The organism is Winogradskyella sp. PC D3.3, assembly GCF_054366245.1.
In genome coordinates, this window is record NZ_CM135962.1 from 643,821 (window position 1) to 657,922 (window position 14,102).

The 14,102-nt window shown below is 33.5% G+C and carries 10 protein-coding genes; 8 read left to right on the top strand and 2 right to left on the bottom strand.

The features are described from left to right. The first annotated feature begins 123 nt into the window (after positions 1–123). Entirely contained in the window at positions 124–2,565 is a 2,442-nt protein-coding gene (locus ACXGSQ_RS02810; protein ID WP_458628127.1) for a TonB-dependent receptor, read from the top strand. A gap of 24 nt (positions 2,566–2,589) precedes the next feature. Here ACXGSQ_RS02810 and ACXGSQ_RS02815 read toward each other — a convergent pair whose 3' ends face one another. After that, positions 2,590–3,489 carry a helix-turn-helix transcriptional regulator gene (locus ACXGSQ_RS02815; protein ID WP_458628128.1) on the bottom strand — a complete coding sequence of 300 codons (900 nt, stop codon included), beginning with the start codon at positions 3,487–3,489 and terminating at the stop codon, positions 2,590–2,592. Between the two features lie 210 nt (positions 3,490–3,699). On the opposite strand from ACXGSQ_RS02815, the gene hemA reads away from it, so the two are divergent. The 7 genes from hemA (at position 3,700) to ACXGSQ_RS02850 (ending at position 11,363) form a co-directional block, all read left to right on the top strand. Next, complete coding sequence (gene hemA / locus ACXGSQ_RS02820) at positions 3,700–4,947, top strand: glutamyl-tRNA reductase (RefSeq protein ID WP_458628129.1); 1,248 nt, start codon at positions 3,700–3,702, stop codon at positions 4,945–4,947. Next, entirely contained in the window at positions 4,940–6,520 is a 1,581-nt protein-coding gene (hemC, locus tag ACXGSQ_RS02825; RefSeq protein ID WP_458628130.1) for a hydroxymethylbilane synthase, read from the top strand. The genes hemA and hemC overlap by 8 nt, the downstream gene beginning before the upstream one ends. Before the next feature lie 219 nt (positions 6,521–6,739). Beyond that, entirely contained in the window at positions 6,740–7,804 is a 1,065-nt protein-coding gene (gene hemE, locus ACXGSQ_RS02830; RefSeq protein ID WP_458628131.1) for a uroporphyrinogen decarboxylase, read from the top strand. Between the two features lie 73 nt (positions 7,805–7,877). Further along, positions 7,878–8,663, top strand: coding sequence for an EI24 domain-containing protein (locus ACXGSQ_RS02835; protein ID WP_458628132.1), 786 nt, complete (start codon positions 7,878–7,880; stop codon positions 8,661–8,663). After that, positions 8,660–9,196: a GNAT family N-acetyltransferase gene (locus ACXGSQ_RS02840; protein ID WP_458628133.1), complete on the top strand. Its 537-nt coding sequence runs from the start codon at positions 8,660–8,662 to the stop codon at positions 9,194–9,196. Before ACXGSQ_RS02835 ends, ACXGSQ_RS02840 begins: the two co-directional genes overlap by 4 nt. A gap of 792 nt (positions 9,197–9,988) precedes the next feature. Next, the gene (hemF, locus tag ACXGSQ_RS02845; protein WP_458629311.1) at positions 9,989–10,891 is read left to right on the top strand and encodes an oxygen-dependent coproporphyrinogen oxidase; all 903 of its coding nucleotides are present in this window, start codon (positions 9,989–9,991) and stop codon (positions 10,889–10,891) included. Positions 10,892–10,976: 85 nt separating this feature from the next. After that, positions 10,977–11,363, top strand: a complete 387-nt coding sequence (locus ACXGSQ_RS02850; RefSeq protein ID WP_458628134.1) for a YchJ family protein — start codon at positions 10,977–10,979, stop codon at positions 11,361–11,363. A gap of 54 nt (positions 11,364–11,417) precedes the next feature. Here ACXGSQ_RS02850 and ACXGSQ_RS02855 read toward each other — a convergent pair whose 3' ends face one another. Then, positions 11,418–14,054 carry a DEAD/DEAH box helicase family protein gene (locus ACXGSQ_RS02855; protein ID WP_458628135.1) on the bottom strand — a complete coding sequence of 879 codons (2,637 nt, stop codon included), beginning with the start codon at positions 14,052–14,054 and terminating at the stop codon, positions 11,418–11,420. Between the last annotated feature and the right edge of the window lie 48 nt (positions 14,055–14,102).

Here is a 14,102-nt window from a genome sequence, read left to right on the forward strand (position 1 = left end):
CTAATTAAAGGTGTAATTCATAACAAACCTAATGGTGTATCCGCTAACATAATTACTAAATCAGGGAGCTCAAACCAAATTCAAGAATTTAGAATAGTATATACGGATTCTTTTCAATTAAAATTGAAAAAATCTTACGATACTTTAAAAGTATATTGTAATGTTAATGGTTTTAAAACTGAATCAATTCTGTTTGTAAATCCATCAAAAAGTAAGCATCTTAATGTTGAGTTTTTTTTAACAAAGGACAGTATTTATTCATTGGACACAGTTATTATAAATGTCAAAAAGAAATTCTACCAAAAAAAAGACACAATAGGTTATGTAGCTTCAGAATACATTGATGGTACTGAGCGTAAAGTAAAAGATTTACTCAAAAAATTGCCAGAGATAGATGTAAATGAAAGAAATGGTACAGTAAAATATAAAGGTAAAGAAATAGAAACAATAACTTTAGATGGTGATAATTTATTTGGTAGTAATTATACTTTGGCCACTAAAAACATAAATGTAGATATCATAAAAGCAGTAGAAGCTATCGATAATTATGAAGAGAACGAACTACTTAAGGGTATTTCCTCTGGTGGTAAGGTATCGTTAAATCTCGTTTTAAAGGAAAATAAAACTGATTTTTCAGGTACAGGAGAATTGGGCTTAGGTTTATTAAACGATAATGAATTTGCAAGAGGTTTAAGTGCTTCTTTATTGACTATTAATAAAAAGCAGAAGAGTTTCTTCACACTTACGAGCAATAATGTTGGAGTTAATAACAGTCCTTTCGTTTTTGAAAATGGTATAAAAACTAGTGAACAACGACGAGAAGAAAATTATTTAGCATATTCCGTTTTAAGTTCCTTGAGTTCTAACTCAAGCTTTGGAACTGAAAGAGGAAATATAAATAATCAATATTTTGGAAACTTTAATTCGCTTATTCCTTTGAATAAAAACCTTAAGATAAAGTTAAATGGTTACTATTTAAAGGATGAAGTAAGTGGTAGAAACTTTTCTGAACAAGTACTTTTTGATTCAGAAAGTGGCGCAGTCACATCTATTTTTGATAATACTACATTTACAAATAAACCAAAATATTATAGAGGGGATATCGATATAAAATACCGCTTAAATAAGAGGTCTATGTTATCATTTATTTCAAAAATTCAAAACGAGAATTCTGATGATTATAGAAAAACTAATTCTAATAATGACAATTTTATTATTAATTTAAATTCGAGAAATAATTTCTTCAAAAACTTGTTAGAATACACATATAAGTTAAATGATAGCACTGTTTTTCAATCACGTATTCATTATTCAAAGAATAAGCTACCTCAAAGTATGAATCTGAATATGCAAAGTCCAGTTAATCAATCTGAAAGAATCAATCAGTTTAGTGAATTTTCTAAAGATTACCTTAGCTTTGATAGCCGTTTAATTGGTAAAATTGGTAAATGGAAATATGGTACACAGCTTGAATTTTATATAAATAATAATGACTACAACTCAAGTTTATTAAATACAGTCGATTTAAGCAATAACTCAGTAAATGACCTAGATCGTGCAAATGTTAGCTTCTCAAACCAATCATACTGCGTCGTAGAATACAACCAGTGGCGATTTTCAATAAAAAACAGGTTTGAATTTCTTGAACAACGTCTCACAGGGTTTTCAAATCAACAAAACTTTATAATTAACCCCTCATTAGCGGTTGTCTATACATTAGGCGAAAAAAGAACTTTATCCTTAAATACGAGCTATTCTAAATCACCTTTAGATATACAAAATTCGTTTATTAACCAAGTTCTAATCGATAATAGAACACTGATATTAAATTCCCCAACTTTAGATCTTCAAGAAAATTTTAGCCTAGGTCTATATTATGCTAACAATAATATATTTAAGCAACTTGTCGTATCTAGCGGAATACAATATTCAGAAGTTGTCGGTGACTATTTTCAAGACTTAAGTTTTGACTCAGAGAATATTTTTATCAGGAATTTCTACCTCTCAGAGAAAAGTAAAAATCTATCTACAAACTTTTCACTTAGAAAATATTTAAATGCAATTTCTTCTAATATAAAAGTTAGATTAAGTGGCAATTATAATCAATATTTCAATTTAGTTAATTCATCTAATCTAAGAAGTAATGAGTTGTTTAGTTTTAATACAAGTATAGAGTTCAATACAAGTTTTGATTTCCCCCTTAATTTTGGAAATGAATTTTCATATAACTATACTGAGAGTAAGTTTGATAATAATATTAATGTTTTTAGAACAATAAATAATAATTCAAAATTAATATTTAAGTCTAAAAACAGAATGATATACAGTTTAAATTCTGCCTTTTTTAATCCGAATATAGATAGCTCTCTAAATACAGCACATTTTTTGGATTTTAAGTTTAGGTATAATCCGAAAGGTAAAAATTGGAATTTCTCATTTCATGCAAATAATCTATTGAATAATTCAACATATGAGAGATTTGAAATCTCAGATTTTTCAAGTTCAAAATTTCAAAACCAGCTTTTGGGGCGCATATTTATGGTGTCTTTAGAATATTCCTTTTGAAGGAAGTTTTTGAATTAAAATAGCTTAACTAGAAGCCAAAACATACTTCTTAGGCGTCGTCCCAAATTTCTTCTTAAAAGCCGCAATAAAATGGCTTCCTGTGCTGTAACCTACTTTTAGTCCAACTTCGTTTACATTATAATCGCCAGATTCTAAAAGTTTACGTGCGACTTCCATTTTATAATCAAACAAAAAGCTAAAAACCGAGTCGCCATAAATCTGTTTAAAACCTTCTTTTAATTTTTTTAAACTAAGGTCTATTTCATCTGCCAATTCTTGCAAACTTGGTGGTTCAGCCATATTTGCTATCATAATGTCTTTTGCTTTTTTTAATTTGGCCACATTGACCTCATCCACTAAAAACGGACATTGTTCAATATCGGCATCTTCACTTCGGTTAAAAAACAGACTCAATAATTCATAAGCTTTACCTTTAAAATATAAGGGTTTAATGGAATTGTTAAGGTTAAAACTGATGAGCTGATTCAAAACCACAGCCATTGAAGGCGAAATTTTTCCGTCTTTATAATACTTCTTCCCCTTATTATCATCTGTTAAAAAGGTGACATAATTGGCATCTTCAGAAAATAAACCATGAAATTTTTTAATGGAGATCACTAAAGACACCAACCAAGAATGGGGTTTTAATTCTAAGTGAATAGGTAGATCGCGCTGTGGATTATAAAGCAGCAAAGACGTTTCCTCATCAATATTCAAGGTATAATTCCCTTGATTAAAAACAAACGCAGCCGTTCCTTTAGTACAAAAATGAAACTGAATATAACTACTATCAATGTCGCGCTCAAGCACTTCAACCGTATCATTCTCATTTTTATGCGTTAGCACAAAAAAACCATCTTCAATACGCGTTTCTTCAAAAGTACCTTTAGCGATACTTTTTGAGTTAGTATTTTCTAAATTCATTTCATTCTTATTTAGATTCGTTCTAAACAAAAGACCAAAAAGCCCTTGATTTCACTACAAAAATATGACATTTATCATGTTTTTGTAAAAAACTAAGCCAAAAAACCAGAATCGACACTTTAAGTTCCTTTAGCGTTGTTTTTATTTAAATATCAAATTTACATTTGTGCTGTTACTTTCCAAAGTCAGGTAAACGAGCGAACGCAACACATGCAACATAAAAGCAAATATTTTTACGCTATAGGTCTCAGCTATAAAAAAGCTGATGCGGAAGTGCGTGGTCATTTTAGTTTAAGTGATACCGCCAAACAAAATGTATTAGAACAAGCTAAACAAAACGGCATAAAAAGTGTTTTGGTGGTTTCCACTTGTAACCGTACAGAGCTGTATGGTTTCGCGGAGCATCCCTATCAATTGATTCAACTGTTATGTAATAACACAAAAGGCACCGTTGAAGAATTCCAAAAAGTCGCTTATGTTCACAAAAACAAAGAAGCCATTAACCACATGTTTCGGGTTGGTTCTGGTTTAGATAGTCAGATTTTAGGGGATTTTGAGATTATTTTTCAACTTAAAGCTGGAGCGAGAGCTTCAAAAAAAGTTGGATTATTAAATTCATTTACCGAGCGTTTAGTGAATTCTGTTATTCAAGCAAGCAAACGCATTAAAAACGAAACACAATTATCATCTGGTGCCACTTCGGTCTCTTTTGCCTCTGTTCAATACATCATGAAGAATGTTAAGAACATTTCTGAAAAGAATATTTTACTCTTCGGAACTGGAAAAATAGGAAGAAACACTTGTGAAAATTTGGTAAAACACACTAAAAATTCACATATCACTTTAATAAACAGAACTAAAGATAAAGCTGAAGAAGTTGCTGGTAAATTTAACCTCATCGTTAAAGATTACGAGAAACTAGAAGATGAAATTAATGCTTCAGACATTGTTATTGTAGCAACAGGAGCACAAAACCCAACAGTTTATAAAAGCTTAATTTCTACTAAAAAACCATTGTTGGTTTTAGATTTATCGATTCCAAAGAATGTAAACGAAGACGTTAGAGAACACACTAACATCACATTGATACATATGGATGATTTAGCTAAAATTACAGATGATACTTTAGAAAATCGTAAAGCATTTATTCCAGCTGCAGAAGCCATAATCTCAGAAATTACAGAAGAATTTAATGCTTGGTTAGACACTTTAAAATTTGTTCCAACCATTCAAGCCATAAAACATAAGTTAACAGATTTTAAAATCTCCGAACTTAATACACAACGCAAGAAAATTGCTGATTTTAATGAAGATCAAGCAGAATTGATTAGTAATAATATCATTCAAAAAATCACCAATCAATTTGCACACCACCTTAGAGAAGATAGTAACTCTTCTGATGAAAGCATAGAGCTCATCAAAAAAATATTTCAGTTAGAAACTACAGATAATGTCTAAAATAATTCGCATTGGCACACGCGACAGCCAGCTCGCTATGTGGCAAGCAAAAACCGTTCAATCGCAACTTGAGCATTTAGGTCACAAAACCGTTCTTGTTCCAGTAAAGTCAACAGGAGATTTGGTCCTCGACAAGCCATTATATGAACTTGGTATTACCGGGGTTTTCACCAAAACCTTAGATATTGCCATGCTAAATGGACATATTGATATTGCGGTACACTCACTAAAAGATGTTCCAACGGTTCTACCAAAAGGCATAATTCAAGCGGCAGTTCTAAAACGTGGAAATATTAATGACACCTTAGTTTTTAAAGACAATGAAGAGTTTTTATCTGCTAAAGATGCCATTATAGCCACAGGAAGTTTAAGGCGACGAGCACAATGGTTAAACCGCTACCCAACACATACCATAGTTGGTTTGCGTGGTAACGTCAATTCAAGACTAGAAAAATTAGAAGAAAACGACGATTGGGATGCTGCTATTTTTGCAGGTGCCGGTTTAGGGCGTTTAAATATTACGCCAGAAAACTCAATTAATCTACACTGGATGGTTCCAGCACCAGCACAAGGAGCTATTATGATTACAGCTTTAGAAGCTAACGAGGACACTAGAGCAATCTGTGCAGAAATTAATCACGAAGAAACACAAATTTGTACGTCTATTGAGCGCGAATTTCTAAATCGCTTAGAAGGAGGTTGTACTGCACCAATTGGAGCGATTTGTTATATAAATAAAGAAGAAGAGGTTAACTTTAAAGGTGTTCTTTTAAGTAAAGACGGTACTAAAAAAATAGAAGTTACTAAAGTGGTACCTCTAGGCAAACATGAAGAGGTCGCAGAATTCTGTGCCAATTATATCATTGGAAAAGGTGGTAAAGTTTTAATTGACGAACTAACCCAAGGTGACAAAATCACTAATATCTATTCCACAAAAAAACTAACCAACGATCAGTTAGCCAAGTTTCATGAAGCAGTGGTTGCTGAAAGTAATGATGATATTAAAATTAATCCTAACCGATTAAATAAAACTATCGTCCGTAATGAAATTGAGAACGTTATCATTACGAGTCAGAATACTGTAGATTCTTTACTTACTAATTTTTCACCTATTGAATTACAATTCAAAAATATTTATTGTGTAGGTCGAAAGACAAAGCGAATGGTTGAAAAACGTATCGGAAAAGTAAAACATTACGAGCAGTACGCTAAAGATTTAGCTGAACACATGGCTGAATACATGGATGGTACCGAAGTGACCTATTTCTGTAGTAATTTAAGATTAGACACGATACCTGATATATTATCTAAACACAACATCAAAGTCAACGAAGTTGAAGCCTACGAAACTAAGCTTGATGCTAAGAAAGTTGAAGGAGATTTGGATGGCGTGATGTTTTATAGTCCATCAACGGTTCAAAGTTTTTTACAACTAAATGAAGCTAAAGGCATTGCATTTTGTATTGGAGAAACGACGGCTACTGAAGCTAAAAAGTACTTTAAAGAGGTGAGAGTGGCTAAAGTTCCTTTGGTTGAGAGTGTTGTTGAGTTGGTGAATGCGTTTTATGCTTAATTGAATGAGACCTAGCAGGTTTTTAAAACCTTGCAGGTCTAAAAGCTAAATCTAACCACAATTCCAATCAGCAAATTGCCATATCAAGCATTAAAGCTTGATTCACAAGGACGGAAAGTTTTAAACCTAATAAAGTAATCCTGCAACGTTTCTAAAACCTTGTAGGTGTCAAAATATAAGTTGAATAAAAAAGCGACTCTAATTTGAGTTATTTATAATATGAGCAATTCAATTAACAAGATACCTGCTTCCGCAGGCATTAAAAACGATTTATTTTTAAGAGCATTAAAAGGAGAAACTGTAGAACGTCCACCAGTTTGGATGATGCGTCAAGCGGGCAGATACTTACCTGAGTTTATGGAAATCAAAGCGAAATATGATTTCTTTACACGTTGCCAAACACCAGAATTAGCAAGTGAAATTACGGTACAACCTATTCGTAGATTCGGAATGGATGCTGCGATTCTGTTTTCAGATATTTTAGTAATTCCACAAGCGATGAATATTGAGGTACAAATGAAGCCTAATTTTGGGCCTTACTTACCAAATCCAATTCGCTCTCAAAAAGACGTCGATAACGTCATTGTTCCTGATGTAAAAGAGGCTTTAAACTACGTTTACGAGGCTATAAAAGTGACCAAAGAAAAGCTAAATGACGATATTCCGTTAATTGGTTTTGCGGGTTCACCTTGGACCATTTTATGTTATTGTGTGCAAGGTCAAGGCTCTAAAAACTTTGATAAAGCTAAAGAGTTTTGTTTTACAAATCCGATTGCTGCACATGGTTTACTGCAGAAAATCACAGATACAACGATCGCCTATTTAAAGGAAAAAGTAAAAGCGGGTTGTAATGCTGTACAAGTTTTTGATTCTTGGGGAGGCATGTTATCTCCTGTAGATTATCAAGAATTTTCTTGGCAATATATACAACAAATCATTGATGCCTTAAAGGATGATGCACCTGTTATTGCGTTTGGAAAAGGCTGCTGGTTTGCCTTAGATACAATGGCTAAATCTGGAGCTTCTGCTTTAGGTATCGACTGGACGTGTTCTGCAAAAAATGCACGTTACCTCACCGGAGGGAATATCACTTTACAAGGTAATTTTGATCCTACACGATTATTCTCGCCACCGGCAGAAATTAAAAAGATGGTGACTCAAATGATTAACGACTTCGGGAAAGATAAATACATCGTTAATTTAGGACATGGCATTTTACCAAACATTCCATTAGAGAATGCCAAAGCATTTATTGACGCCGTTAAGGAATACAAAGCGGAGTAAGATTAATTCTCTATTATTGTAACTTAAAACACCTTTTAACGTCTTTTAAGTATCATCAATTAAAAACAATAATATGATTAATAACATATTAAAAGGTATACAAGCCTATACCGGAACTTTCGCTTTAATTTCAAAATTAAAACTTTGGAAATACTTCGCTATTCCTATACTTATTAGCATTATTACGGCTATCATTATTGGACTATCAGCTTATGGTTTTTCTGATAATATGGGGCGTTTTATAGCTAAAATATGGGTTTGGGATTGGGGCAAAGAAACCTTTACTACCATTTCTACCTTTATTGGTGGTATAATGATAGTGGCTATTGGTTTAATTCTTTATAAGCATATCATTATGGCCTTGTCTGCACCTTTTATGAGTCCGGTTTCAGAAAAAATTGAAACACACTTAACAGGCATCGACAAGCACAATCACAGAACGTCCTCTTTTCAAGAACAATTATGGAGAGGTATTCGTATTAACGTTAGAAACTTAGGAAAGGAATTACTAATTACACTACCCATTTTATTATTGAATTTCATTCCACTAATTGGAAATATTGCATCTACAGTTATATTGTTTTTAGTACAAGCGTATTATGCCGGATTCGGTAATATGGATTATACGCTAGAACGTCATTTTAAGTATCGTGAGAGTATTCAATTTGTAAGAAAATATAGAGGTGTTGCTATAGGAAATGGTATTGTTTTTATGTTGTTTTTATTCATTCCTGTTATTGGTGTTATCATCGTTTTACCCTTAAGTGTAACAGCTGCAACGCTAAAGACCGTTGAGCTTTTAAAGAATGAAAACCTATTAAACAAAGAGCTTTCCAACATAGAAAAATGGAAAGCATGATAACGGCATTTAATGGTTTTAAAATCACCCCCATTCATGAAAGAGACGCATGGAACATTTGTGATTTTTGTGTCGCAAATGCAGATAGACTAAAACTATATTTTCCAAAAACTTTAGAACAGAATTTAAACCCAACCTTATCTCAACTCTTTGTTGAAAAAATGGTGAAACAGTTCAAAAACAAAGAAACGTTTCTATTCACATTAAAACATACTGAAACCAGAGAACTCGCAGGACTTATTTACATCAAGGAACTCGATTGGAACATAAAACAAGGAGAATTTGCCTACTGCATTGGTTATCCTTTTGAAGGGCAAGGCTTAATGTCTAAAGCGATTAAACAGCTATCTCAATACGCTATTGGTGATTTAGGCTTAGAAACACTTCAAATCATAGCACATAAAGATAATTTAGCAAGCGTGAAGGTCGCTTTAAACAATAATTTTAAGTGGATAAAAACCTTGGTTAACGAGTTTACGCCAATTGGAGAGGAAGCTTTAGATATGGAGCTGTATGAGTTAGCTAAAACCTAGCAGGTCTGCCCCTATCCCCTCAAAAACAAGACAAAATTTGTAATAAACTAGAATTATTAAATTAAACGTTCAAATAATAAAATAGTACTTTACACTTATTATTTAGCAACCAAATGAGCACACTCAAACCTGACCTAGCAGGTTTTAAAAACCTAGCAGGTCTTGTTCACGCTCACAAAACAAGACTAAATTTGTAATACAATGGAATTACTAAAAAAAGACAATTACTATCATATTTATAATCGTGGTATCAATAGTGAAACTGTTTTTCATGACGACAACAATAGGTCTTATTTTCTCAAACTTGTTGAGAAATACCTAATTCCAAAAGTTAACATTCTAGCTTACTGTTTACTCAATAATCATTTTCATTTTGCTATTGAAGTCACAACAGACACCAAAGAAGTTAATCAAGCTTTTTCAAATTTATTTAATGCCTATACCAAAGCTTACAACAAGCAGAATTATAGAACAGGTGCTTTATTTGAAAGACCATTTAAAAGAAAGCACATTAAAGATGAAAATTATTTAAAACAACTCATTTTATATATACATAGAAATCCAGAAAATCATAATATTGTTGAAGATTTCAAATTTTATGAGTTTTCCTCTTTTAAATTATACAGTACTGAAAATACTACATTAATTAGCGAGAAAAAGCCATATATTATTGGGCTTTTTGATGACTTAAAGAACTTCAATATAACACATAACAATAATACACCGAACGCATTACATATGGAATACGATGATTCTAGACCTGCTGGGTTTGAAAAACCCGCTAGGTCTTCAATGAAAGACCAATTCTTCAAATACATACACCAATTACAAGACACTATTACCTCTAAACTAGAGGAAGTAGACAGCAAGGCTAAATTCCAAGAAGACCTTTGGGACCGACCAGAAGGCGGAGGAGGAAGAACACGCGTTATTGAAAACGGTTCTGTTTTTGAAAAAGGAGGTGTGAATATCTCTGGTGTTCACGGCAAATTACCAGACTCTATGCAAAAATATTTTGGTGTAGAAGATGCCGATTTTTTTGCTTGTGGATTAAGCTTAGTCTTACATCCCAAAAATCCAATGGTACCAACCGTACACGCCAACTGGCGCTATTTTGAAATGTATGATAAAGATGGTAATATTGTAGACCAATGGTTTGGTGGCGGACAAGACCTAACGCCTTACTATTTGTTTGAAGACGATGCGAAACACTTCCATCAAACTTGCAAAACGGCTTGCGACAAACACAACCCTGAGTTTTATGCTAAATACAAAGCCCGTTGCGATGAATATTTTTATAACGCACACCGCAATGAAGGTCGTGGTTTAGGCGGTTTATTCTTCGATTATTGCAAAGCCACAGACGAGATGAGCATGCAAAATTGGTACGATTTTGTCACTGAAGTTGGCGATAGCTTTTTAGAAGCTTATGTGCCAATCGTTGAAAAACGAAAGCATTTAGAATACACCAAACCGCAACGCGATTGGCAAGAAATTAGGAGAGGACGTTATGTGGAATTCAATTTAGTCCATGATAAAGGGACCTTATTCGGATTAAAAACCAATGGTCGGATTGAAAGTATCCTCATGAGCTTACCGCCACATGTGCAATGGGTATACGACCATAACCCTAAAGCAGGAAGCGAAGAAGAAAAACTAATTAAAGTGTTACAAAACCCTGTAGATTGGGCTTAATTTAAACAGACCTAACAGTTGAGATTATGTCTGACCTTGCAGGTTTTTAAAACCTTGCAGGTCTCTAAAAAAAAGTACAGTAATAATGAACTGCCACTGCGGAAATAACAAAACCTACAATGAATGCTGCGAAGTTTTCCACTTAAACAACGGAAAAACAACTACAGCCGAACAACTCATGCGTTCAAGATATTCTGCTTTTGTTTTAGCCAATGGCGATTATTTGATGGCCACCCATCACCAATCCACACGACCAATAAAAGAGAAAAAAGCCATTGTAAAATGGGCAAAATCAGTACAATGGATTAAGTTGGAAGTTTTAGAAACCTCAAAAGGCACCAAAGACAATATTGAGGGAACAGTAACCTTTAACGCTTATTTTTTTGAAAACGGAAAAGTGGATGTTATCCATGAAAAATCAGCTTTTGTAAAAGAGAATGAGCAATGGTTTTACTTAGGCTTGAGTCGATAGCAAAAACCTCAAACCTGACCTAGCTAGTTTTAAAAACCTTGCAGGTCTAACTTATCACTTCCAAGCCATCACTTCCTTAGTCACTTCTTTAAAAGCATTATACACATGAAATAATCGTGCTTTTAAAAGTAGTTTTCGGCCTTCCACGCTTCGTGTAAAAACCAGTTTGTTATTGCCTAAATACTGTTTCCAATGGTTTTGAAACACTAAGGCATTTTCTTTTTTATCGCCAAACAATTCTGGAACTGGATAGAAATTTTCAACATCTAATCGCTTTCTGAAAAAATTCGTCTTTACAATTAAATATCTTGGCGATTCTATAGGTTCTAAAAGCTCAGTCAACGCTTTTGCGAATAGCGAATTTTCAAGTGCATTAGCACCAACCAAATTACAAACCACATCGCCTTTTCCTAAGACATAAGAATTCACGTTTATACTAGCTCTAGCCGAAGTGACATAACCTAACTCATCTAAAGTATCCAAAATAGCTAATCCCATTTTCCCGATTTTTTTATACAAATAACCATGACGAATGTAGAGTTTTAACGCTTTCCAAAGCTTATACCCAAAAACACCAACAAAGGCCGCTAAAAGCGCATATATAAAATAAAAAACACCACGTTGTAAGATGAGATGAAAACTTTGAGTAACAAACTCAACATAAAACAGCATCATAGTAAATAACAATTCGACTATAAAAAAGCGAAGCACATCAAAATAATAGATTTGTTTCTGCTTTTTAAAAGGCCGTTGTCCGGAATGTAAAATCTTAACTTCCTTGGTTAATTTAGTGCCTTTCCCGATGGCATTATTCCATTTTTCGGTAATTAGAATCCGTTTTGATGCCTGATTTAATGTCGACTTGTTTAAAGCCTCTATGGTTTCAACCGGAATCTTATCAGGAATATTTAAGCGCTCAAAACCATTTGAAATAAACGGAATCGTACTGTTGGTAACCCCTACAAAAGCTTCAAACCGTCGCTTTAAAGTATCTACTTCTCTTCCGCCATCTAAAACGGTAGGGTCCACACAGGCCAAATGCCAAATGTTTCCGGTTTTTTTTGGTGCATTGGCGTCTTTCCGAATCGCGCGACCTCGCATTTGATTAGACGACACAAACGAACCAATAAAAGACGCCAGAATTAAACTGTTTATGGATGGTGCATCCCAACCTTCGCCTAATAAGGATTTTGTACCGACTAAAACTCTAATATAACCAGCTTCAAAAAGTTGGGTGAGAATGCTAACGATGGACGTTTTGGATTGCCCTTTTGGTGTGACTAATAAAAAAGATTCGTCAATTTGTAATGGCGAAAACGAAAAATGCTCTAAAGCTTCAATCGCCTCAAAATGCCTTAAAATGGATTGATGAATAATAACAATACTGCCAGAAAGCACCGCTAATTCTTCAGGCCTATTACAATAATAACGCACATATTGAAAAATAGGAAGCACACCAATTTTATCGATGTCTTCTATTTCTTCAGTTTTAATATTTAAAAATTCTTTTCGAATATAATCCGTTAGAATCACACATCTTAAATCGCGTTTTAAACTCTTACGTTCGGCATTTACAATACTTACGATGCTTTTTAATTTACTCGGACTGTTTGAAAGGGATTTATAAAGTCGTTGTTCGCCAATAAAATCGACTGAATTTCGTTCAAAAACATGAAGTCGTCTGAGCCGTTTTTCTAAAGCAGCAACGTAGTCTTCTTGTTCAATTAATTGTTCTCTATCGGAAACTAATAGGTTCTGAAATAAAATTCCTAACCAATGTAAATCGAGTTCAGGAAACTGAATCAGTTCTTGTTTTTCAAAGCCTAAAACTTCTAGTTTTTGATGATCAATTTCAAAGCCACAAGCATATAAAAATATGAGAATGGCCGAAAAGTATTCCGTATTTGAATAGAGTTCATCCAAATGCCAATTCGGATTTTTATAAAAACGATGTTCAATTAAAAAGTCGATAAACGTATCATCCTTTAATAATTCATCTTTAAAATCGGCTATATCTCGTCTGTAATCGACGATAAAATTAATCTCTAAATCTTCGGGTTTTGAGAAGTAAACAAAATCTTGATGTGGACTTAAATCGCCTTCGCGTACCAAGTCAGGAACCGCAATTTCATCATCAACCTCACCACAAAGTGTAAAATATTTAGACACCTCTGCTCTACTGCTATCGTAAGGTGGTGTTGCTGTGAGCGCAACAATGTAAAATTCAGAATTCCGTTTTAAATCCATTAAGCAATTCCACCACGCATTTTTTAAATGATGGGCTTCGTCTAAAACTAAAGTTTCAATGTGATGGCTTTTGAAGAATTGATAATAGTCATTTTTATCTTCAAACGTTTTATAAAACGCATGAAGTGATTGATAGGTAGAAAACGTGATATCGCTTGGAGCTTTAATATCGAATGAATAGGCTTCAAAATCACAATTTTCGGTGAAAAAGTTTTGTAAGCGGTCTCCCCATTGGTTTCTTATGGTCAATGTTGGAGCAAGGACAAGTGTTTTCTTTCCTAATTTTCTAACGATTTCTAATCCTAAGATGGTTTTCCCTGAACCAGGAGGTGCGATAACATGAAAATGATTGTCTGCAATATGACTATTAAAATGCTTTAAAAGTTCAGCCTGATAACTTCTCCATGGAAAAATAAATTCTAAATCATCTAGGGATTTGAGCACTTAAAAATGGGTTTAAATCGTTAACTTTGTATTTGATAAAAGTAATCA

Coding starts and splice junctions, on each gene's coding strand:
- ACXGSQ_RS02815 (WP_458628128.1), bottom strand. CDS start 3,489: ATGAATTTAGAAAATACTAACTCAAAAAGTATCGCTAAAGGTACTTTT.
- hemA (WP_458628129.1), top strand. CDS start 3,700: ATGCAACATAAAAGCAAATATTTTTACGCTATAGGTCTCAGCTATAAA.
- hemC (WP_458628130.1), top strand. CDS start 4,940: ATGTCTAAAATAATTCGCATTGGCACACGCGACAGCCAGCTCGCTATG.
- hemE (WP_458628131.1), top strand. CDS start 6,740: ATGAGCAATTCAATTAACAAGATACCTGCTTCCGCAGGCATTAAAAAC.
- ACXGSQ_RS02835 (WP_458628132.1), top strand. CDS start 7,878: ATGATTAATAACATATTAAAAGGTATACAAGCCTATACCGGAACTTTC.
- ACXGSQ_RS02840 (WP_458628133.1), top strand. CDS start 8,660: ATGATAACGGCATTTAATGGTTTTAAAATCACCCCCATTCATGAAAGA.
- hemF (WP_458629311.1), top strand. CDS start 9,989: ATGAAAGACCAATTCTTCAAATACATACACCAATTACAAGACACTATT.
- ACXGSQ_RS02850 (WP_458628134.1), top strand. CDS start 10,977: ATGAACTGCCACTGCGGAAATAACAAAACCTACAATGAATGCTGCGAA.